General features: G+C 56.2%; 19 protein-coding genes. 16 read left to right on the top strand and 3 right to left on the bottom strand.

Features of this window, described 5'->3' with window-relative positions; genetic code table 11:
- Positions 1 to 8: 8 nt before the first annotated feature.
- The 10 genes from rseA to acpS all read left to right on the top strand — a co-directional run bounded on the left by rseA (position 9) and on the right by acpS (position 8,861).
- Positions 9 to 662 (top strand): anti-sigma-E factor RseA, encoded by a 654-nt coding sequence (gene rseA, locus P2R09_RS16455; protein ID WP_003848597.1) that lies wholly within the window; start codon positions 9 to 11, stop codon positions 660 to 662.
- Positions 662 to 1,618, top strand: coding sequence for a sigma-E factor regulatory protein RseB (rseB, locus tag P2R09_RS16450; protein WP_275771307.1), 957 nt, complete (start codon positions 662 to 664; stop codon positions 1,616 to 1,618). The genes rseA and rseB overlap by 1 nt, the downstream gene beginning before the upstream one ends.
- Positions 1,615 to 2,079: a SoxR-reducing system protein RseC gene (gene rseC, locus P2R09_RS16445; protein WP_275771305.1), complete on the top strand. Its 465-nt coding sequence runs from the start codon at positions 1,615 to 1,617 to the stop codon at positions 2,077 to 2,079. The genes rseB and rseC overlap by 4 nt, the downstream gene beginning before the upstream one ends.
- A gap of 218 nt (positions 2,080 to 2,297) precedes the next feature.
- Complete coding sequence (gene lepA / locus P2R09_RS16440; RefSeq protein ID WP_003848603.1) at positions 2,298 to 4,097, top strand: translation elongation factor 4; 1,800 nt, start codon at positions 2,298 to 2,300, stop codon at positions 4,095 to 4,097.
- A 9-nt stretch (positions 4,098 to 4,106) separates the two neighbouring features.
- A complete protein-coding gene (lepB, locus tag P2R09_RS16435) occupies positions 4,107 to 5,081 on the top strand; it encodes a signal peptidase I (protein WP_182629673.1) in 975 nt (324 codons plus the stop codon).
- A gap of 131 nt (positions 5,082 to 5,212) precedes the next feature.
- Positions 5,213 to 5,893, top strand: a complete 681-nt coding sequence (gene rnc, locus P2R09_RS16430) for a ribonuclease III (protein WP_003848606.1) — start codon at positions 5,213 to 5,215, stop codon at positions 5,891 to 5,893.
- Positions 5,894 to 6,038: 145 nt separating this feature from the next.
- Positions 6,039 to 6,944 (top strand): GTPase Era, encoded by a 906-nt coding sequence (gene era, locus P2R09_RS16425; protein WP_003848607.1) that lies wholly within the window; start codon positions 6,039 to 6,041, stop codon positions 6,942 to 6,944.
- A gap of 4 nt (positions 6,945 to 6,948) precedes the next feature.
- The gene (recO, locus tag P2R09_RS16420; RefSeq protein WP_275771406.1) at positions 6,949 to 7,677 is read left to right on the top strand and encodes a DNA repair protein RecO; all 729 of its coding nucleotides are present in this window, start codon (positions 6,949 to 6,951) and stop codon (positions 7,675 to 7,677) included.
- Positions 7,678 to 7,749: 72 nt separating this feature from the next.
- Complete coding sequence (gene pdxJ / locus P2R09_RS16415; protein WP_003848612.1) at positions 7,750 to 8,481, top strand: pyridoxine 5'-phosphate synthase; 732 nt, start codon at positions 7,750 to 7,752, stop codon at positions 8,479 to 8,481.
- Positions 8,481 to 8,861 (top strand): holo-ACP synthase, encoded by a 381-nt coding sequence (acpS, locus tag P2R09_RS16410; protein ID WP_003848613.1) that lies wholly within the window; start codon positions 8,481 to 8,483, stop codon positions 8,859 to 8,861. Before pdxJ ends, acpS begins: the two co-directional genes overlap by 1 nt.
- Here acpS and P2R09_RS16405 read toward each other — a convergent pair.
- Entirely contained in the window at positions 8,858 to 9,106 is a 249-nt protein-coding gene (locus tag P2R09_RS16405; RefSeq protein ID WP_003848615.1) for a YfhL family 4Fe-4S dicluster ferredoxin, read from the bottom strand. The genes acpS and P2R09_RS16405 overlap by 4 nt on opposite strands.
- 55 nt (positions 9,107 to 9,161) lie before the next feature.
- Positions 9,162 to 10,001 carry a MurR/RpiR family transcriptional regulator gene (locus P2R09_RS16400; RefSeq protein ID WP_003848617.1) on the bottom strand — a complete coding sequence of 280 codons (840 nt, stop codon included), beginning with the start codon at positions 9,999 to 10,001 and terminating at the stop codon, positions 9,162 to 9,164.
- A 155-nt stretch (positions 10,002 to 10,156) separates the two neighbouring features.
- Here P2R09_RS16400 and yfhb point away from each other — a divergent pair, with 155 nt between their 5' ends.
- Positions 10,157 to 10,795: a phosphatidylglycerophosphatase C gene (yfhb, locus tag P2R09_RS16395; RefSeq protein ID WP_275771298.1), complete on the top strand. Its 639-nt coding sequence runs from the start codon at positions 10,157 to 10,159 to the stop codon at positions 10,793 to 10,795.
- A gap of 63 nt (positions 10,796 to 10,858) precedes the next feature.
- Positions 10,859 to 11,350 (top strand): tRNA adenosine(34) deaminase TadA, encoded by a 492-nt coding sequence (tadA, locus tag P2R09_RS16390; protein WP_275771296.1) that lies wholly within the window; start codon positions 10,859 to 10,861, stop codon positions 11,348 to 11,350.
- On the opposite strand, the gene mltF is transcribed toward tadA, so the two are convergent.
- Positions 11,347 to 12,804, bottom strand: a complete 1,458-nt coding sequence (mltF, locus tag P2R09_RS16385) for a membrane-bound lytic murein transglycosylase MltF (protein ID WP_003848623.1) — start codon at positions 12,802 to 12,804, stop codon at positions 11,347 to 11,349. The genes tadA and mltF overlap by 4 nt on opposite strands.
- A gap of 266 nt (positions 12,805 to 13,070) precedes the next feature.
- On the opposite strand from mltF, the gene purL reads away from it, so the two are divergent.
- From purL to glrR, 4 genes are all read left to right on the top strand, one after another.
- Entirely contained in the window at positions 13,071 to 16,958 is a 3,888-nt protein-coding gene (gene purL, locus P2R09_RS16380) for a phosphoribosylformylglycinamidine synthase (RefSeq protein WP_275771292.1), read from the top strand.
- Positions 16,959 to 17,537: 579 nt separating this feature from the next.
- Positions 17,538 to 18,965, top strand: coding sequence for a HAMP domain-containing sensor histidine kinase (locus P2R09_RS16375; protein WP_275771289.1), 1,428 nt, complete (start codon positions 17,538 to 17,540; stop codon positions 18,963 to 18,965).
- Positions 18,966 to 18,968: 3 nt separating this feature from the next.
- A complete protein-coding gene (gene qseG / locus P2R09_RS16370) occupies positions 18,969 to 19,637 on the top strand; it encodes a two-component system QseEF-associated lipoprotein QseG (RefSeq protein WP_275771287.1) in 669 nt (222 codons plus the stop codon).
- On the top strand, positions 19,634 to 20,971 hold the full coding sequence (gene glrR, locus P2R09_RS16365) for a two-component system response regulator GlrR (protein ID WP_085980574.1): 1,338 nt from the start codon (positions 19,634 to 19,636) through the stop codon (positions 20,969 to 20,971). The genes qseG and glrR overlap by 4 nt, the downstream gene beginning before the upstream one ends.
- Positions 20,972 to 21,069: the final 98 nt, after the last annotated feature.

The following is a 21,069-nucleotide window of genomic DNA, read 5'->3' as shown; positions in this document are numbered from 1 at the left end:
ACATAGGCATGCAGAAAGAAAAACTTTCCGCTTTAATGGATGGTGAGACCTTAGATAACGAGCTGTTTTCCGCCTTGTCTAAGGACGCAGAATTACAGAAAAGCTGGGCGAGCTATCATCTCATCCGCGATACAATGCGTGGTGATACAGGCGATGTCCTGCATTTCGATATCTCTGCGCGCGTCGCTGCTGCCATCGAAAAAGAACCTAAACGTTCGGTCACTACGCTGATCCCTGAAGCTCAGCCAGAGCCTTCCCGCTGGGAAAAAATGCCGTTCTGGAAAAAAGCGCGTCCATGGGCTGCGCAACTGACTCAGGTGGGTGTGGCTGCCTGCGTTTCACTGGCCGTGATCGTGGGTGTTCAGCACTACAATCAGCCGGCAGGCAGTGCCACGCAAACCTCTGACTCTCCGGTATTCAATACCATGCCGATGATGGGGAAAGCGTCGCCGGTGAGCCTGGGTGTGCCGTCAGATGCGTTTGATACAAACAGCTCAAACCAGCAGGTTCAGGACCAGCGTCGTCGCGTAAATGCGATGCTGCAGGACTATGAACTGCAACGTCGTCTGCATGCTGACCAGCTGCAGATTGAAACCAATGCGCCAAAACAGGCGCAGGTTGATGTTCCCGGAAACCAATCATTAGGACAGCAGCAGCAGTAATGAAGCCGCTTTGGTATGCTGTTAGCCTGCTGACAGGCAGTCTGTTATGGTCATCTGCCGCCCCGGCGCAAACTACCGCGTCCGGGGCGTTATTGCAGCAGATGGAGCTGGCAAGTCAGAACCTCAACTACGAATACGCCTATATCAACGTCTCGCGCATCGGCATTGAATCGCTGCGTTATCGTCACGCTGTGATCGATAACCGGATATTCGCGCAGTTGTTACAGATGGACGGGCCTCGCCGGGAAGTTATCCAGCGTGGCAACGATATCAGCTACTTCGAACCCGGCCTCGATCCCTTTTCGCTTCCCGGCAATCATATTATCGATGCCTTGCCCTCGGTAATTTTTGCTGACTTCACCAAACTTGCCTCAGCCTACGATTTTATTACCGTAGGGCGCTCCCGCATTGCCGATCAAATGTGTGATGTGCTGCGTATCGTTTCCCGTGATGGCACCCGTTACAGCTATGTGGTCTGGCTGGATGTGGACACCAAACTGCCGTTGCGAATCGACCTGCTTGATCGTGATGGCGAAACGCTGGAGCAGTTCCGCGTGATCAGCTTTGCGGTGGATGAAGGGGTGCGAAATCTGATGCAGGGACTGGAGAAAGCGAATCTGCCTCCGTCGCTATCCGTGCCGAAAGGGGATGCAGTTACGCTTACCTGGCAACCTGGCTGGATACCTGCCGGCATGTCACTGGTGTCGCAGAATCGCCGTACACTGCCGGGGCTGAACAAAAATATGGAGTCGAAGCTCTACAGCGATGGGCTGTTTAGTTTCGCAATCAACGTAACGCCAGCCGATAAAACCAGTCTGACGCAGACATTGCGCACTGGACGTCGTACGGTCCAGACCGTTGTGCGCAATAATAACGAAATTGCAGTGATTGGCGAATTACCGCCCTCCACCGCAAAACGTATTGCGGACAGCATTGACCTGGGGTCACAAAAATGATGAGAGAATGGGCCACCGTAGTGGCATGGCAGGATGGCATCGCCACACTGCATACCGAAGCAAAAACGTCCTGCAACAGTTGCCATGCGCGTAAAGGCTGTGGCAGTCATATGCTGAATAAACTCGGTCCAAAAAACGCCCATGTGATGCAAATCGCCAGCAGTAAGCCGCTGCAACCTGGACAACGCATCGAGCTCGGCATCAAAGAGAGCAGCCTGCTCGGTTCAGCACTGCTGGTCTATATGACGCCGCTGTCTGGTCTTTTCCTGGTGGCCGGGCTGTTTCAGGCGCTGTTCAATAGCGATCTGGCAGCGGCCTGCGGTGCGCTGCTGGGCGGCCTCGGCGGTTTTATTGTTGCTAAAGGTGTTTCAATGAAATTTGGCGACCGTGAAGCTTTTCAGCCGGTCATTCTGAGCATTGCCTTGCCTCCTGATGCGCTGCGTGTTGAAAGCGAAGCGTAACGTACGTCCAGGCCGCGCATCTCGCGGCCTTTGTCCATTCTGCTTTGCGCAGATATCTGTTTCGCTTCCACCACGTTCCATTCTTTTATGCGCGGCGTTAACAGTGTAATATGCGTCGTCATTAATGAGGCTGACAGGATTGTGGGTAAAGAGCGATCTTCCTGAATGTGTCTGTGCTCAGGTTTTCAACTGAATTTTAAGCGAAGATATCCCAATAAATGAAGCACATAAGAAATTTCTCCATCATCGCTCATATCGACCATGGTAAATCTACGCTCTCTGACCGTCTGATTCAGATCTGTGGCGGACTCACCGCTCGTGAAATGGCTGCGCAGGTTCTCGACTCTATGGATCTGGAGCGCGAGCGTGGGATCACCATCAAAGCCCAGAGCGTGACACTCGATTACCACGCGAAGGACGGCCAAACTTACCAGCTCAATTTCATCGATACCCCAGGCCACGTAGACTTCTCTTATGAAGTTTCCCGCTCACTGGCCGCCTGTGAAGGCGCGCTGCTGGTGGTGGATGCCGGTCAGGGTGTTGAAGCGCAGACACTGGCGAACTGCTATACCGCGATGGAGATGGATCTGGAAGTGGTGCCGGTTCTGAACAAAATTGACCTGCCTGCTGCCGATCCCGATCGTGCCGCGCAGGAAATTGAAGATATCGTCGGCATCGATGCAACGGATGCCGTGCGCTGCTCAGCCAAAACCGGCGTCGGCGTACCCGAAGTGCTGGAGCGCTTAGTGCGTGACATTCCGCCGCCGGAAGGCGATCCGGAAGGTCCACTGCAGGCACTGATTATCGACTCCTGGTTTGATAACTATCTGGGCGTTGTTTCTCTGGTGCGTGTGAAAAATGGCACCATGCGTAAAGGCGACAAGATTAAAGTGCTCAGCACCGGCCAGGTTTATAACGCTGACCGTCTGGGGATTTTCACCCCTAAGCGTGTCGATCGTAATGAACTGAACTGCGGTGAAGTCGGCTGGCTGGTCTGCGCCATCAAAGATATCCTTGGCGCGCCGGTGGGCGATACCCTGACTACCGCGCGTAACCCGGCAGACAAAGCGCTGCCAGGCTTCAAAAAAGTGAAGCCGCAGGTTTATGCCGGTCTGTTCCCAATCAGCTCTGACGACTATGAAGCGTTCCGTGATGCGCTCGGCAAGCTGAGCCTGAACGATGCCTCGCTGTTCTATGAGCCAGAAAGCTCAACTGCCCTGGGCTTTGGTTTCCGCTGCGGCTTCCTTGGCCTGCTGCACATGGAGATCATCCAGGAGCGCCTGGAGCGCGAATACGATCTCGACCTGATCACCACCGCGCCGACAGTGGTGTATGAAGTCGTGACCACCAGTGGCGAGATCGTTCATGTTGACAGCCCATCTAAGCTGCCTGCGCTGAACAATATCGAAGAGCTGCGTGAACCGATTGCGGAATGTCACATGCTGCTGCCACAGGAGTATCTGGGCAACGTCATCACGCTGTGTATTGAGAAGCGTGGCGTGCAGACCAACATGGTTTACCACGGCAATCAGGTGGCACTGACGTACGAAATTCCGATGGCAGAAGTGGTACTCGACTTCTTTGACCGTCTGAAATCAACCTCGCGCGGTTATGCCTCGCTGGATTACAACTTTAAACGTTTCCAGCCTTCAGACATGGTGCGCGTTGACGTACTGATTAACTCTGAACGTGTGGATGCGCTGGCGCTGATCACTCACCGCGACAACGCACCTTATCGCGGACGCGATCTGGTTGAGAAAATGAAAGATCTCATCCCGCGTCAGCAGTTTGATATTGCGATTCAGGCTGCCATCGGCAACCACATTATCGCGCGTTCAACGGTTAAACAGCTGCGTAAAAACGTACTCGCCAAGTGTTATGGCGGTGACGTGAGCCGTAAGAAGAAACTGCTGCAGAAACAGAAAGACGGTAAGAAGCGTATGAAGCAGGTTGGTAACGTTGAGCTGCCACAGGAAGCGTTCCTCGCCATTCTGCATGTCGGTAAGGACAGCAAATAAGGATTTCCAATGGCTAATATGTTCGCCCTGATTCTGGCGATAGCGACGCTGATTACTGGCATCGTATGGGTAATAGATCGTTTTAAATGGGCACCTGCGCGTCGCGCTAAACAGGCTGAGGTTCAGGCCCAGACCGGCAACGCGCTCGACAGCAAAACGCTGGCGAAGGTTGCTGCCAAGCCAGGCTGGGTTGAGACCACCGCGTCTGTGTTCCCGGTGCTGGCGGTGGTGTTCATCGTGCGTTCGTTTATCTACGAACCGTTCCAGATTCCCTCTGGCTCGATGATGCCAACGCTGCTGATTGGTGACTTTATCCTGGTGGAGAAATTCGCTTACGGTATCAAAGATCCGATTACCCAGACGACGCTGATCCCAACCGGTCAGCCGAAGCGCGGCGATATCGCGGTATTTAAATACCCGAAAGATCCGAGCCTGGATTATATTAAGCGCGTTATCGGCCTGCCGGGCGACAAAGTCATCTATGATCCTTACAGCAAAACCCTGACGGTAAAACCGACCTGCAACGACGACAAAGCCTGTGACACAGCGCTGGCGGTAACGTACACCGATATTGAGCCAAGCAACTTTATTCAGACCTTTAGCGGTTTTGATGGCAACGAAACCGGCAACGGTTTTTATCAGGTGCCGCAGGGCGATACTATGCGCGGAGGTCTGCGCCTGGCCACCCGCAAAGAGACGATTGGTAACGTGACGCATGACATTCTGCTGGTAAACGAAGCGCAGAGTCAGGCAGGCATGTATTATCAGCAGCCGGGTCAGCCGCAGTCGAGCTGGGTCGTGCCGAAAGGACAATACTTCATGATGGGCGACAACCGTGATAACAGCGCCGACAGCCGTTACTGGGGCTTTGTCCCGGAGCGTAATCTGGTCGGTAAAGCGGTCGCTATCTGGATGAGCTTTGAGAAACAAGAAGGCCAGTGGCCTACCGGCGTGCGATTCAGTCGCATCGGCGGTATCCACTAACAACATTGTCTGATTAACAGGCAATTCGGGTGGCCTCCTCAGGGAGGCCACTGCACACCAAACGGAACGTGTTGGATTGCCAGCCCCGTTTGGTATGCAGAGTCACAGACGCAACAAAGAACTGGAATCGCATGAACCCCATCCTGATTAACAAGCTTCAGCGCAAACTGGGCTACACTTTTACTCATTCGGAACTGTTACAGCAGGCCCTGACTCACCGCAGCGCCAGCAGTAAGCATAACGAACGCTTGGAATTTCTTGGCGATTCAATTCTTAGCTATGTGATCGCTAATGCCCTTTATCACCGCTTCCCGCGGGTTGATGAAGGTGACATGAGCCGCATGCGCGCCACACTGGTGCGTGGCAACACGCTGGCTGAAATGGCCCGCGAATTTGATCTTGGCGAGTGCCTGCGTCTGGGACCGGGTGAGCTTAAAAGCGGCGGCTTCCGTCGTGAATCTATTCTTGCCGATACGGTCGAGGCGCTGATTGGCGGCATTTTCCTCGACAGCGGTATTGAGCGGGTAGAACAGCTGATCCTTGACTGGTATCAGAGCCGTCTGGACGAAATCAGTCCTGGCGACAAACAAAAAGATCCGAAAACGCGTCTGCAGGAGTATCTGCAGGGACGTCATCTGCCACTGCCAAGTTATCTGGTCGTGCAGGTGCGTGGCGAAGCCCATGATCAGGAATTCACCATTCACTGTCAGGTGAGTGGCATGGCCGAGCCGGTCGTCGGCGTCGGCTCCAGCCGTCGTAAAGCTGAGCAGGCAGCAGCTGAACAGGCGCTGATAAAATTAGGTCTCGAATAGGTCTGTCGGGGTGACCGTGCCGGAGCGGCACACAGTGAATCACCCTTTGGCAGTTCTGTCCCGGCGTCAGAAGACGCTGAATGACACACGATTCAAATAGCACTTTTTCAGCGCCGTATCAGGCGCTGAACAACTCAGGATTCGAATGAGCGAAAACGTTACTTATTGCGGCTTTGTCGCGATTGTTGGCCGACCAAACGTCGGTAAATCCACCTTACTGAACCAGTTACTGGGGCAGAAGGTGTCGATCACCTCGCGTAAGCCACAAACCACGCGCCACCGCATCATGGGCATTCACACCGAGGGCGAATATCAGGCGATCTACGTCGATACTCCGGGTCTGCACATGGAAGAGAAGCGTGCCATTAACCGTCTGATGAACCGCGCAGCCAGCAGTTCGATTGGTGACGTAGAGCTGGTGATCTTCGTGGTTGAAGGCACCCGCTGGACGCCAGATGACGAGATGGTCTTAAACAAACTGCGCGACAACAAAGTGCCGGTCGTGCTGGCGATCAACAAGGTCGATAATATCCAGGATAAAAGCATTCTGCTGCCGCATCTGCAGTTCCTGAGCCAGCAGATGAACTTCCTCGATATCGTGCCTATCTCTGCTGAGAGTGGCAAAAACGTCGATACCATTGCGGCGATTACCCGCAAGCATCTGCCACAGGCCGATCATCACTTCCCGGAAGATTATATCACTGACCGTTCACAGCGCTTCATGGCGTCAGAGATGATCCGTGAAAAACTGATGCGCTTCCTGGGCGCTGAACTGCCTTACTCTGTCACGGTTGAGATTGAGCGCTTCGTTACCAACGAACGCGGCGGTTACGATATCCATGGTCTGATCCTGGTTGAGCGTGAAGGGCAGAAGAAGATGGTGATTGGCAACAAAGGCGCCAAAATCAAAGTCATCGGAACCGAAGCGCGCAGGGACATGGAAGAGATGTTCGAAGCGAAAGTGCATCTCGAACTGTGGGTGAAAGTGAAATCCGGCTGGGCAGATGACGAACGTGCACTGCGCAGCCTGGGTTATACAGACGATCTCTGATTCAATGGAAGGCTGGCAACGCGCCTTTGTGCTGCATAGTCGTCCCTTCAGCGAAACCAGCCTGCTGCTCGACCTGTTCAGCGAAAGTGAAGGACGGGTTCGGGTACTGGCCAAGGGCGCGCGTTCCCGGCGTTCCAACCTGAAAGGCGCGTTACAGCCTTTTACCCCGCTGCTGGTTCGCTGGAGCGGGCGCGGGGAAGTTAAAACCCTGCGCAATGCCGAAGCGGTCTCGCTGGCTTTACCGCTCAGCGGCATCACGCTTTACTGCGGTCTCTACGTCAATGAGCTGGTCTCACGCGTATTGCAGCAGGAATCTCCCTTCCCGGAACTCTTCTTCGACTATCTCAACTGTCTTCAGGCGTTAGCCTCAACACACGGTAAGCCCGAACCGGCACTGCGACGATTTGAACTGGCGCTGCTCGGTCACCTGGGTTACGGCGTCGACTTCCTGCACTGCGCCGGCAGCGGCGAGCCGGTCAGCGACAATATGACCTACAGCTATCGCGAAGAGCGGGGTTTTATCGCCAGCCTGGTGGTGAACAATCGCAGCTTTACCGGACGGGAGCTGCACGCCCTGTGTGAGCGAGAGTTTCCGGATGCCGACACCCTGCGTGCCGCGAAGCGCTTTACGCGCATCGCCCTGAAGCCTTATCTTGGTGGCAAGCCGCTGAAAAGTCAGGAGCTGTTCCGCCAGTTTATCCCGAAGCAAAAGCCCGAACAGGCAGAAGAATAGCGCTGGTCGTACCGCCTGTTTATATTTGCGCGGTACACTCAACATCACGATGGAAAAGAAGTGAGGATGGTCATGGCTGAGTTGCTGTTAGGCGTCAATATCGATCACATTGCCACGGTGCGTAACGCGCGTGGGACAAACTACCCCGATCCGGTACAGGCGGCGTTTATCGCCGAGCAGGCAGGCGCAGACGGCATTACCGTGCACCTGCGTGAAGATCGCCGTCACATCACCGATCGCGACGTGCGAATTCTGCGTGACACGATTCAGACGCGCATGAATCTGGAGATGGCGGTCACCGATGAGATGATCGGCATTGCCTGTGACATTCAGCCCCATTTCTGCTGCCTGGTGCCGGAAAAGCGCCAGGAAGTGACAACGGAAGGCGGACTGGATGTGGCGGGACAGCAGGAGAAGATGAACGCGGCCGTGCGACTGCTGAAGGATGCTGGCATTCTGGTTTCGCTGTTTATTGATGCCGATCACCGCCAGATCGAAGCCGCCGTTGCCACGGGTGCGCCTTACATCGAAATCCATACTGGCGCTTACGCCGAGGCACCCGAGGGACTGGCGCGTGACGCTGAGCTGGCGCGCATTCGCCATGCCGCGACTTTTGCTGCCAGCCTGGGGCTCAAAGTTAACGCCGGTCATGGTCTGACCTACCACAATGTGCTGCCGATTGCCGCGCTGCCGGAAATGCATGAGCTGAACATCGGCCATGCGATTATCGGGCGTGCAGTAATGAGTGGCCTGCCGGATGCAGTTAAAGAGATGAAGCAACTGCTGCGTGAAGCCCGTCGCTAATGGCTATTCTCGGATTAGGTACGGACATCGTTGAGATTGAACGCATCGCCGGGGTGATAGAGCGCTCCGGCGATCGGCTGGCGCGTCGGGTGCTGAGTGAAGCCGAATGGCACCAGTATCAGGCGCACAAGCAGCCGGTGCGCTTTCTCTCCAAACGTTTTGCGGTTAAAGAGGCGGCAGCAAAAGCCTTTGGCACCGGCATTCGCGGTGGTCTGGCGTTTAATCAGTTTGAAGTTTACAACGATGCGCTGGGAAAACCGGGGTTACGCTTCTTTCAGCATGCCGCTGACGTGGCAGAGAGGCTGGGCGTTAAGCACGTTCACGTGACGCTGGCCGATGAGCGTCACTACGCCTGCGCCACGGTAATCATTGAAAGCTAGCCGTGCAGCAGCACGAACTTCTCCCACAGCGCATCGCGAGATTCGGTGTGCTGTGGGTCTATGATAATCGTGTTGTCGATGGGGCAGACCTGCTGACAGGTTGGCCGCTCATAGTGCCCGACACATTCCGTGCAGCGGCTGACATCAATCTCATAGATCGCATCGCCCAGTGAAATCGCCTGATTCGGGCACTCCGGTTCACACATATCGCAGTTAATGCATCTGGACGTAATCAACAGCGCCATTTTACCCACCTGATACCAACAGAAAAAGCGCGGGTATTATACGTGCTGACGCTGATCAGACCAGCTTTTTCACCAGCGCTTCACTGTGACGAATATGGCTGGACGCGCGCTCTGGATCGTTTTGCACCAGCGCCATAAAGAGCAGATCGGTCAGAGCAAGCTGTGCCGTGGTTGAGGAGATCGCCGCGCTGCGGGTACTCTGCTCTTCCGCCACCGTATAAAGACAGTAACCGGCACTCTGCTGCAGGGTATTCGGCGTAAAACCCGTGAACGCCACCACATCTGCGCCCACCTGAACCGCTTCCTGCGCGGCCAGATTGATCTCTCGCCGTTCACCGGTGTAAGAGATGGCGAGCAGCACATCGCCTGGCCCCATCGCCTGCACGCTGGCCAGCAGGGCGTGCATATCCTGTTCCGCCACCGCATTAATGCCGATCTTCATCAGCTTCCAGGAGAAATCTTTCGCCACCAGGCCCGAGGCGCCGATGCCCACCAGTAAAATACGGCGGGCATTTTTCAGCAGCTGTAACACGTCGTTGAGCTTCTCTTCGCTATTAATATCCAGGGTGGCGCGGATCGCTGAAAGCTTTTCTGTCAGCAGCTTTTCACCCACCATTTTAAGCGGGTCGTCGCTCAGAATATGGTTATGCACGGTAATGGCATCCTTGTCCGCCAGTGACTCACTCAGGGCCAGCTTAAGCGCCGGAAAACCTTTATAGCCCAGCTTCTGAGCAAACTTCACTACGCTCGACTGACTGACGCCGGACTCTTCCGCCAGTTTTTGTGAACTCAGGTGACGCGCCCGATCGGGTTGCGACAGTAAAAAATCCGCGAGCCGACGTTCGTTCAACGCCAGTCGTGGATAAAGCTGGCGAATGCGCAGCAAAGAACTCATGCCCAATCCTCGTCATTCAGGGATAATCAATGAAGAATAAACTATTCATCGGGCATTGTAGTCATCGGAATTAAAAATGACAGTCATCGCCGTACCGCCTGATGATGGCTACACTACTCTTTATCATTCCAGAACCAGCCATAAAGGAGAGTTGTTTGACCAGGGGAACACAACGTCGCATCGTATTTTTTGACCTGGATGGCACTTTGCACCAGCAGGACATGTTCGGCACGTTTATGCGCTATCTGCTGCGTCGCCGCCCGCTTAATCTGCTTCTGGTGGTGCCAATATTGCCGGTGGTCGGTATCGGCCTGCTGTTTAAAGGCCGCGCGGCTCGCTGGCCCATGAGCCTGCTGCTCTGGTCAATTACCTTTGGACGCTCTGAGCAGACATTGCTGCGCCTCGAAGCGGAGTTTGCGCAGTGGTTCCGGCTGCGCGTGAAAGCGTTCCCGGTGGTGCAGCAGCGTCTGACGGATTATCTCAGCAGTGATGATGCTGACGTCTGGCTGATCACCGGATCGCCACAGTCGCTGGTGGAGCAGGTCTATTACGACTCCGCGTTTCTGCCACGTGTGAAGATGATTGCGAGCCAGATGCAGCGCGGCTGGGGTGGGCGGGTGCTGGCGATGCGCTGTCTTGGCCATGAGAAAGTGGCGCAGCTGGAAGAGAAAATCGGTACGCCGCTGCAGCTTTACAGCGGCTACAGCGACAGCAAACAGGACAACCCGCTGCTGTTTTTCTGTCAGCATCGCTGGCGCGTGACCCCGGCGGGTGAACTGCAACAGCTGGAATAAGTTTTTAAAGGACCGATGAGGCCGCTATAATGCGCCGCTTTTTAGTCGCCCGGAGTGGTCAGCGTGAAACAACAAGATGAGTACTGGATGCGCCATGCGCTTGGTCTGGCGCGACGGGCGTGGGAGCAGGGCGAAGTGCCGGTGGGCGCGGTGCTGGTTCAGAACGACCAGGTGATTGGCGAAGGCTGGAACCGGCCCATTGGTCAGCACGACCCGACGGCGCACGCCGAAATCATGGCTCTGCGCCAGGGCGGTAAAGTGCTGGAAAATTATCGTCTGCTGGATACCACGCTTTACGTGACGCTGGAGCCGTGCGTCATGTGTGCCGGTGCTATGGTTCACAGCCGCATAACGCGTCTGGTTTATGGTGCGCACGATGTTAAAAGTGGCGCGGCGGGATCGCTGCTGGATGTGCTGGGCCACCCTGGCATGAATCATCAGATTGAATTGCACAGTGGCATGCTGGCTGAAGAGTGCGCCGCCATGCTGAGCGATTTTTTCCGTATGCGTCGCGAGCAGAAAAAAGCGCTGCGTCAGGCGCAGCGCCAGGGTTAGTTCATCGCGATCTTTGGTTCAACCGCCGGATAGCCCTTCGCCAGTTCGGCCTGGGCTTCCGCCTGCTGCTTCAGACGCTTCTCCTGCTCCTGCAGATAACCCACCAGACTTAGCTGATACTTGCGGATATTCTCCACGTAGTTATAAGCTTCATGCCCACGGGCGTAGCCATACGTCGTCTGTGTATAGTAACGCTTCTGACTCAGCATCGGCAGACGCAGCTTTACATCCGCCCAGCTGTCCGGATCGCCACCCTGGCGTGCCGTCAGCTTGCGGACGTCGAGCATATGGGCATAGCCCATGTTGTAAGCCGCCAGCGCAAACCAGATACGTTCATCTTCCGGGATGCTCTGTGGCACCTTCGCCATCATATCCTGCAGATACTGACTGCCGCCGCGAATGCTCTGTTCGGGATCGGTACGATCACCCACATCCAGACTCTCCGCGGTGTTACGCGTCAGCATCATCATGCCGCGTACGCCGGTAGGGGAGGTGGCCTGCGGATTCCAGTGCGACTCCTGATAGGAGATCGCTGCCAGCAGTCGCCAGTCAATGCTGGTGGCGTACTTCTCAAACAGCGGCTTGATGTCGGGCAGCGTATTGTCGATGGCCCGCAGGAAAGTGCGGGTATCGACATAATCAAAGGTGCCAACGTGGCCGAGATATTTCTCCTCCAGCCGCGCCATCGCGCCTTCTTCTCCCATCCCGTTAAAGAAGTCGAGCATCGCCGCATTCAGGCTGTCATCATCACTGTGCCGCACATACCAGGTCACCGGCTCTTCATCGGTGACGTCGAACGCGACCGCCAGCTGCGGATAAATGCGCTGTAACAGGGCGATGGTGACGGAGTCGCCAATCGTGTAGTCGAGCTTGCCATCAGCTACCGCTTCCAGCAGGGCTTTAGGGCTCTGATCGGTGGAGATCGCCCAGTCCAGATCGGGAAACTGATTAGAACGCGCGCTCTTCAGCGTTGACAGGTAAGCCGATCCCGCCGCAACCGTTAGCCGCCCCTTTAAGTCACCGAGGTTTTTAGGGCGCGGCTTATCCACGCGATAGACCAGCTGCTGCGAAACATTGTAGTAACCTGGCCCGGTCTGATAACGCGTCAGGCGTTCATTGTTATAGTTCAGCCCGGCGGCCAGCACATCGGCTTTGCCATCGTCAAGGTCATCAAACAGATCGCTCAGGTTAGGACGAACCGTCACCTTAAGTTTGACGCCCAGATAATCGGCGAAACGTTTTGCCAGCTCATAGTCCATACCGGCCGGTAATTGGTTAACTGTGTAGTAAGTCAATGGGGAGTTGATGGTACTGACACGCAGCACTCCCCGCGATTTAATCTGTGAAATCTGGTCCTGCCCACCCCCGTACCAGGGAATGGATGGCCATAGCGCTAACGCTAACAGCACGGCAACCAGACCGATAAACAGATAATTAAATTTTAGGCGTTTCAAATAGTTATCTCTCGCTGGCTCTAAGGCCTCTGTCTTTTAAAGGCAGTATTTATCTTCTTTGAACTCCCAGAGCGAGGGGCATTTTGCGCAACAAAATCACGCTGAGCAACTTTTATAGCAGCTTTTGCGCAAATTTCAGGCAAATCCGGGTCGCCAAAAATTGTGCGCAAACGGTTTCGTCGCGAGGTCGCTTTCTCTATAATACGCCCCGTTTTCCCTGTTGCGCCCAATTTGCGTCGCCCGGCGCCCTGACGAGAGACTTATTAATGGAAATTCTGCGTGGTTCGCCCGCCCTGTCGGCATTTCGTGTAAACAAACTGCTGACCCGCTTTCAGGACGCTCATCTGCCGGTGAGTGATATTTACGCTGAGTACATCCATTTTGCTGATGTCAGTACGCCTTTAAGCGCTGACGAACAGAGCCGTCTGCAACGTCTGCTGAAATATGGTCCCTCTCTTGCTGAACATGCTCCACAGGGTCGTCTGCTGCTGGTAACACCGCGTCCTGGTACCATTTCGCCCTGGTCATCCAAAGCAACCGATATCGCCCACAACTGCGGCCTGCCACAGGTCCGTCGTCTGGAACGCGGCCTGGCCTTCTATGTACAGGCTCCCCAGCTGACCGAAGCGCAGTGGCAAACGCTGGGCACACTGCTGCACGATCGGATGATGGAAACGGTCTTCAGTGACCTGGCGCAGGCTGAGCAGTTGTTCGCGCACCACACACCGCAGCCGGTGAAAAGTGTCGATCTGCTGGGTGCGGGCCGTCAGGCGCTGGTTCAGGCCAATATCTCCCTGGGTCTGGCGCTGGCAGACGATGAAATTGACTACCTGGTGGCGGCGTTTACCGCACTGGGTCGTAATCCCAACGACATTGAACTCTATATGTTTGCGCAGGCGAACTCTGAGCACTGTCGTCACAAGATTTTCAACGCCGACTGGATTATCGACGGCGAGAAACAGCCAAAGTCGCTGTTTAAAATGATCAAAAATACGATGGAGAAGACGCCGGACTTCGTGCTCTCTGCCTATAAAGATAACGCCGCCGTCATGGAAGGATCAGAGGTTGGCCGCTTCTTTGCTGACGCCGGAGAGAGCGAGTACCGCTGGCATCAGGAAGCTGCGCACATTCTGATGAAGGTGGAAACGCACAACCACCCAACGGCGATTTCGCCGTGGCCAGGCGCGGCCACCGGTTCTGGTGGTGAAATCCGTGATGAAGGCGCAACCGGTCGTGGCTCCAAGCCAAAAGCGGGCCTGGTCGGATTCTCGGTCTCTAACCTGCGTATTCCTGGCTTTGAACAGCCGTGGGAAGAGGACTTCGGCAAACCAGCCCGCATTGTCAGCGCGCTGGAGATCATGACCGACGGCCCTCTGGGCGGCGCTGCCTTTAACAATGAATTTGGTCGTCCGGCTCTGAATGGCTACTTCCGGACCTATGAAGAGCAGGTCACCAGCCACAACGGCACTGAGCTGCGCGGCTATCATAAGCCGATTATGCTGGCGGGCGGCATCGGTAACATCCGTGCCGATCACGTGCAGAAAGGCGAAATCACCGTAGGCGCGAAGCTGGTGGTGCTGGGCGGTCCGGCCATGAACATCGGCCTGGGCGGCGGCGCGGCCTCATCCATGGCCTCGGGTCAGTCTGATGCCGATCTCGACTTCGCCTCTGTACAGCGTGATAACCCGGAGATGGAGCGCCGTTGTCAGGAGGTGATCGACCGCTGCTGGCAGCTGGGCGATGAGAACCCGATTCTGTTTATCCACGACGTGGGCGCAGGCGGCCTTTCCAATGCTATGCCGGAGCTGGTCAGCGATGGTGGTCGTGGTGGCCGGTTTAACCTGCGAGACATCCTGAGTGATGAGCCAGGCATGAGCCCGCTGGAAGTCTGGTGTAACGAATCACAGGAACGTTATGTGATGGCCGTAGCACCCGATCAGCTGGCGCAGTTTGAGGCGATTTGCCAGCGCGAACGCGCACCCTTTGCCGTAATTGGTGAAGCCACTGAAGAGCTGCACCTGAGTCTGGAAGACAGCCATTTCGATAATAAGCCGATTGATATGCCGCTGGATGTCCTGCTGGGCAAAACGCCGAAGATGACGCGGGATGTAGTGACGCAGCAGGCGCAGGGCACCGAACTGCAGCGTGACGGCATTACGCTGGTTGACGCGGTAAATCGCGTACTGCATCTGCCTGCCGTGGCGGAAAAAACCTTCCTGATCACCATCGGTGACCGCAGCGTGACCGGCATGGTGGCGCGCGATCAGATGGTCGGGCCGTGGCAGATCCCGGTGGCCAACTGTGCGGTGACGACCGCCAGCCTCGACAGCTATCACGGCGAAGCCTTTGCCCTGGGCGAACGTTCACCGGTTGCGCTGCTGGACTTCGCAGCGTCGGGTCGTCTGGCGGTGGGGGAAGCCCTGACCAACCTGGCGGCAACGCAGATTGGTTCGCTGAAGCGCGTGAAACTCTCCGCTAACTGGATGTCCGCTGCGGGTCATCCGGGTGAAGATGCGGGTTTATACGCGGCGGTAAAAGCGGTCGGCGAAGAGCTTTGCCCGGCGCTGGGGATCACCATCCCGGTCGGTAAAGATTCGATGTCGATGAAAACCCGCTGGCAGGAAGGCACTGAACAGCGCGAGATGACTTCGCCGCTGTCGCTGGTGATTACTGCGTTTGCACGCGTCGAAGATGTCCGTCGCACCATCACGCCACAGCTGCAGGCCGATCAGGACAACCTGCTGCTGCTGATCGATCTCGGCAACGGCGCGAATACGCTGGGCGCAACCGCGCTGTCGCAGGTCTATCGCCAGCTCGGTGACAAACCTGCCGATGTGCGTGATGCCACCCAGCTGGCGGGCTTCTTCAATGCGATTCAGGCGCTGGTGGCTGAGCAGAAACTGCTGGCCTACCACGACCGCTCTGACGGTGGTCTGCTGGTGACGCTGGCCGAGATGGCCTTTGCCGGTCACTGCGGCATTGACGTTGATATCGCCTCGCTGGGCAGCGATACGCTGGCGGCCTTGTTCACCGAAGAGCTGGGTGCGGTGATTCAGATCAACGCCGCCGATCGCGATGCCGTTGAGCGGATCCTGGCCGATCACGGTCTTGCCGCTTCCACGCATCTGCTGGGCAGCGCGCAGCCAGGCGATCGCTTTGTGATCCGTTCCGGTGACAGCGCGGTCTACAGTGAAAGCCGCAATACGCTGCGCACCTGGTGGGCGGAAACCACCTGGCAGATGCAGCGCCTGCGCGACAACCCGGCGTGTGCCGATCAGGAGCATGAAGCGAAGAAAAACGACAGCGATCCTGGTCTCAACGTCAATCTGACCTTTAATCCGCAGGAAGATGTGGCGGCACCGATGATCGCGACGGGCGCACGTCCACGCGTCGCCGTGCTGCGTGAGCAGGGCGTGAACTCCCATGTGGAGATGGCCGCTGCCTTTGATCGTGCTGGCTTTACCGCCATTGACGTTCACATGAGCGATCTGCTGGCCGGGCGTCGCGGTCTGGAAGAGTTTCAGGCGCTGGTTGCCTGTGGCGGCTTCTCTTACGGTGATGTGCTGGGTGCCGGTGAGGGCTGGGCGAAGTCGATTCTGTTCAACCCGCGTGTTCGCGATGAGTTCGAAACCTTCTTCCACCGTCCGCAGACCCTGGCGCTGGGCGTCTGTAACGGCTGTCAGATGATGTCCAATCTGCGTGAACTGATTCCGGGCAGCGATCTCTGGCCGCGCTTTGTGCGTAACCAGTCTGAACGCTTTGAAGCGCGTTTTAGCCTGGTCGAAGTGGCTGCCAGTCCGTCACTGCTGCTGGACGGCATGGCCGGTTCGCATATGCCTATCGCGGTTTCGCACGGAGAAGGTTTTGTTGAGGTGCGTGATGCGACGCATCTGGCGGCGCTGGAGTCGAAAGGGCTGGTGGCACTGCGCTTTGTCGATAACTTCGGCAAGGTGACAGAAACCTATCCGGCTAACCCGAATGGCTCACCTAACGGCATCACCGCCGTGACCAACGAAAGTGGTCGCGTCACCATTATGATGCCGCATCCGGAGCGTGTTTTCCGTACCGTCAGCAACTCCTGGCATCCGGCAGAGTGGGGCGAAGACAGCCCGTGGATGCGCATTTTCCGCAATGCGCGCAGACAGCTGGGTTAATGTAATCCGCTGAAATGAACAGGAGGCCGGTGTGCCTCCTGTTCTTTTTTACGCCGCTGTTGGCAAATGGCGACAAAGGGGATATTGCACTGTCTCTTTATGGCGACACCTATCTCATTGATTTTAAATGAGCGGGTATCCGGGGTGATTTAATGTCGCCTTGCGGAGACACATTGACGCTGTCTACATCGGACTTTTCGCAGGTGTCATTGGAACAGCTCGTTCAATCTGCTGAAAAATATAATGATTTATTTTCTGGCATGAAACTTGCTATACTTGTGCAGCTGCTCATTCACCTGTTTATGATTGCCCCGCGAAGCGGATAAGAGCTCATAAAGTCCGAATGACGCACCAAACGGAGCCTGCCGTCCACCTGACCGATAATCGCTTGCGTTATCAAACACCGGACGTAACGTTGAGTAAGGCTCCACCCATTCTTACGCGATGCACCACGCGTCGTGCCAGCGGCAGGCCATTGAGCCTGCCGTTTTCTTTTGTTTCTCTTTCTGCCCACCACACCTTTCTTCTGCTGTCAGAGTCCGCTAGCATCCAGACAGTAAATCTCAAGGAAGCGTCTGCGTGAAAAAATGGCGTTTATTTCCCCGTTCTCTGCGTCAGCTGGTGTTGATGGCGTTTGTTCTGGTGCTGCTACCGTTGCTGGTACTGGCCTGGCAGGCGTGGGAAAGTCTCTCTGCGTTAAGTGAACAGGCCGCAGATACCAACCGCAACACCTTCACCGATGTGCGCAGAAGTGAGGCAATGGCACGAACGGCAGTAGAGCTGGAGCGCAGCTACCGTCAATATTGCGTGCTGGATGATGCCTCGCTGTCGCGCCTTTATCAGACGCAGTACACCCGCTACAGTCAGATGCTGAGCTCGCACAGCGCCAGTCTGCCCGAACTGCCTGCCTTTCAGACCTTGCAGGCGACTCTGCCGCTGCTGACGCCACTGAAATGTGATAATGGCAATCCCATTACACCCGCCGCAGAGGCGCTGGATCGCTTTTCTGCCACTAACGCGCAGATGGTGCAGGACACGCGCGAAGTGGTCTTTTCGCGTGGCTTACAGCTGCAGCGTGAAATCGCCGATCGCGGCCAGTTTTTTGGCTGGCAGGCGCTGATTCTGTTTATCATCAGTCTCGCGCTGATGACGCTGTTTACCGGCATGATTATCGGGCCGGTCAAGCGCATTGAGCGGATGATCAACCGGCTTGGCGAAGGGCGGGAGCTGGGTAACAGCGTGATTTTTCGTGGCCCGCGCGAGTTACGCTCGCTGGGACAGCGCATCGTCTGGCTCAGCGAACGGCTTGCATGGCTGGAATCTCAGCGTCATGAGTTTCTGCGCCATCTTTCACATGAACTGAAAACGCCGCTGGCCAGCCTGCGTGAAGGCACTGAGTTGCTGGCGGATGAAGTCGCCGGATCGTTGAACGCCGACCAAAAAGAGGTGGTCACTATTCTCGACAGCAGCAGCCGCCATCTGCAGCGGCTGATTGAACAACTGCTCGATTACAATCGCAAACTGGCGGATGGCCCAATCCAGCTGGAACCGGTCAGCGTGGCAGCGATCGTGGAGGGCGTCGTCAATGCACATGCGCTCTCGGCGCGCGCCAAACTCATGCAGACGGTCGTTAATCTTGAGGTCAGCCACTGTCTTGCTGAACCGACGTTACTGATGCGGGTCATTGATAACCTCTACTCGAACGCCGTGAACTACGGCAGCGAATCCGGTACCATCTGGCTGCGCAGTCAGCAGCAGGGCGATCGGATCTGGATTGAGGTTGCGAATAGCGGCACGCCGATTCCGCCGGAAGAGCAGGCAATGATTTTCGAACCGTTCTTCCAGGGCAGCCAGCAGCGCAAAGGACCGATAAAAGGCAGCGGGCTGGGATTGAGTATTGCCAAAGATTGCCTGCGCCGGATGCACGGCGACCTGACGCTGGTCCCCTGTGAGCAGGCTGACGTCTGTTTTCGAATTGAACTGAACACCACTGCCGGGAAAGTCTGACTGATGAAATATTTACCCGCGTTGCTGTTAAGCACGCTGACGACGCTGCTCCTCAGCGGATGTACGACCTCCCCGGCCACCTCATCCCTGTCGTCAGGCCATCAGGTAGCGGAACCCGAGGTCAGCATTGCTGATTATCTGGCGACCCGCTGCAATGATCTCTGGCCGATAGAGAAGAGTGCCGCGCTGGATAATCCCCTTTACTGGATGCGGGCGATCGATTGTGCTGAGCGCCTTTCTGCTGCAGAAGCCAGAGCCGAAGCCCATCGCTGGCCGGCAGAGAACTGGTCGCGCGCCTTTAAACAGGGCGTGCTGATGTCTAATGGCAACGTCACGCCAGTTGAGCGTCGTCGCTATGTGGAAACCCTGGATCGTTACAGCGCTGATTTTCCACAGTCTGTGCGCCCGCTTATTCAGTTGTGGCGCAGCAACCAGACCGCGCAGCTTGACCTCAGTGAAGCGCGCACCCGTTATGCCCATCTGCAACAGAGCAGCGATAGTCAGCTTGAGGCGATACGCCAGCAGATGGTTAAACAACAGCAGCAGCTCAGTGACACGCAGCATAAGCTGGAGCGGCTGACTGACATTGAGCGGCAGCTCTCATCGCGTAAAGCCCCGGATGTTTCTGACAGCAGTCATGGTACAGCGCTGCCGCAGGATGAGGAGCAATGATGGTCAGACAAGCGGCAAAATTGCTGCTGGTGGATGACGATCCCAGTCTGCTGAAGCTGCTGGGCATGCGTCTTCGCAGCGAAGGGTATCAGGTCACCACTGCGGGCAGCGGACCCGAAGCGTTGCGTCTGTTGCAGAAAGAGAAGATTGAGCTGGTGATAAGCGATCTGCGAATGGATGAGATGGATGGGCTGGCGCTCTTTGGCGAGATCCAGAAGCGCCACACCGGTCTGCCAGTGATTATCCTGACGGCGCATGGTTCTATCCCGGACGCTGTTTCCGCTACACAGCAGGGCGTATTCAGCTTCCTGACTAAACCGGTTGATCGGGACGCGCTCTACAAAGCGATTGATGAGGCGCTGGCACAGCAGGCACCGGTCAGTGATGACCGCTGGCGCGAGGCGATCGTCACCCGCAGCCCGCTGATGTTAAAGCTGCTGGAGCAGGCGCACATGGTGGCGCAGTCGGATGTCAGCGTACTTATTAATGGTCAGAGTGGCACCGGCAAAGAGATGCTGGCGCAGGCGATTCACGCCGCCAGCCCGCGTAACGGCAAGCCTTTTGTCGCGATTAACTGTGGCGCTTTGCCGGAGCAGCTGCTGGAATCAGAGCTGTTCGGCCACGCCAAAGGTGCTTTTACCGGTGCGGTCAGTGCGCGTGAGGGGTTATTTAAAGCGGCAGGCGGCGGTACGCTGTTCCTGGATGAGATTGGCGATATGCCGCAGCCGCTGCAGGTTAAGTTACTGCGGGTGTTGCAGGAGCGTAAGGTCAGACCGCTGGGCAGCGACCACGATAGTGAAATCGACGTGCGAATCATTTCAGCCACGCATCGCGATCTGCCGAAGGCGATGGAGAAGAAAGAGTTTCGTGAGGATCTCTTCTATCGTCTGAATGTGGTGAATCTGAAAATACCCGCGCTGCATCAGCGCACAGAAGATATCCCGCTGCTGGCCAATCATCTGCTGCGCCAGGCAGCGGAACGGCATAAACCGCAGATTCGCAGTTTTTCCGTTGATGCGATGAAGCGTCTGATGGCCGCGAGCTGGCCAGGCAACGTGCGCCAGCTGGTAAACGTCATTGAGCAGTGCGTGGCGCTGAGTTCATCACCGGTGATCAGTGATGCGCTGGTTGAGCAGGCGTTGAGCGGCGAGAACAGCGCCTTGCCGACCTTTGCGGAGGCGCGTAATCAGTTTGAGCTGAACTATCTGCGTAAGCTGTTGCAGATGACCAAAGGCAATGTGACCAACGCCGCACGTCTGGCTGGACGCAACCGCACGGAGTTCTATAAGCTGCTGTCTCGCCATGAACTGGATGCCAGTGATTTCAAAGAGTAGCGGAGGCTGCGACGTAATACCGGCAGGTTGCCTGCTCAGGCCCGAATCAGAATGGGTGCGGTCAGCATAATCTGACAGCGCTTGCGGCAACCTGAAGA

Origin of the sequence: Pantoea sp. Cr_R13 (assembly GCF_029222565.1) — a bacterium.
Lineage (GTDB): Bacteria > Pseudomonadota > Gammaproteobacteria > Enterobacterales > Enterobacteriaceae > Pantoea > Pantoea eucalypti.
This window is presented reverse-complemented; position numbering and strand designations above follow the sequence as displayed.

Coding starts and splice junctions, on each gene's coding strand:
- rseA (WP_003848597.1), top strand. CDS start 9: ATGCAGAAAGAAAAACTTTCCGCTTTAATGGATGGTGAGACCTTAGAT.
- rseB (WP_275771307.1), top strand. CDS start 662: ATGAAGCCGCTTTGGTATGCTGTTAGCCTGCTGACAGGCAGTCTGTTA.
- rseC (WP_275771305.1), top strand. CDS start 1,615: ATGATGAGAGAATGGGCCACCGTAGTGGCATGGCAGGATGGCATCGCC.
- lepA (WP_003848603.1), top strand. CDS start 2,298: ATGAAGCACATAAGAAATTTCTCCATCATCGCTCATATCGACCATGGT.
- lepB (WP_182629673.1), top strand. CDS start 4,107: ATGGCTAATATGTTCGCCCTGATTCTGGCGATAGCGACGCTGATTACT.
- rnc (WP_003848606.1), top strand. CDS start 5,213: ATGAACCCCATCCTGATTAACAAGCTTCAGCGCAAACTGGGCTACACT.
- era (WP_003848607.1), top strand. CDS start 6,039: ATGAGCGAAAACGTTACTTATTGCGGCTTTGTCGCGATTGTTGGCCGA.
- recO (WP_275771406.1), top strand. CDS start 6,949: ATGGAAGGCTGGCAACGCGCCTTTGTGCTGCATAGTCGTCCCTTCAGC.
- pdxJ (WP_003848612.1), top strand. CDS start 7,750: ATGGCTGAGTTGCTGTTAGGCGTCAATATCGATCACATTGCCACGGTG.
- acpS (WP_003848613.1), top strand. CDS start 8,481: ATGGCTATTCTCGGATTAGGTACGGACATCGTTGAGATTGAACGCATC.
- P2R09_RS16405 (WP_003848615.1), bottom strand. CDS start 9,106: ATGGCGCTGTTGATTACGTCCAGATGCATTAACTGCGATATGTGTGAA.
- P2R09_RS16400 (WP_003848617.1), bottom strand. CDS start 10,001: ATGAGTTCTTTGCTGCGCATTCGCCAGCTTTATCCACGACTGGCGTTG.
- purL (WP_275771292.1), top strand. CDS start 13,071: ATGGAAATTCTGCGTGGTTCGCCCGCCCTGTCGGCATTTCGTGTAAAC.
- qseG (WP_275771287.1), top strand. CDS start 18,969: ATGAAATATTTACCCGCGTTGCTGTTAAGCACGCTGACGACGCTGCTC.
- glrR (WP_085980574.1), top strand. CDS start 19,634: ATGATGGTCAGACAAGCGGCAAAATTGCTGCTGGTGGATGACGATCCC.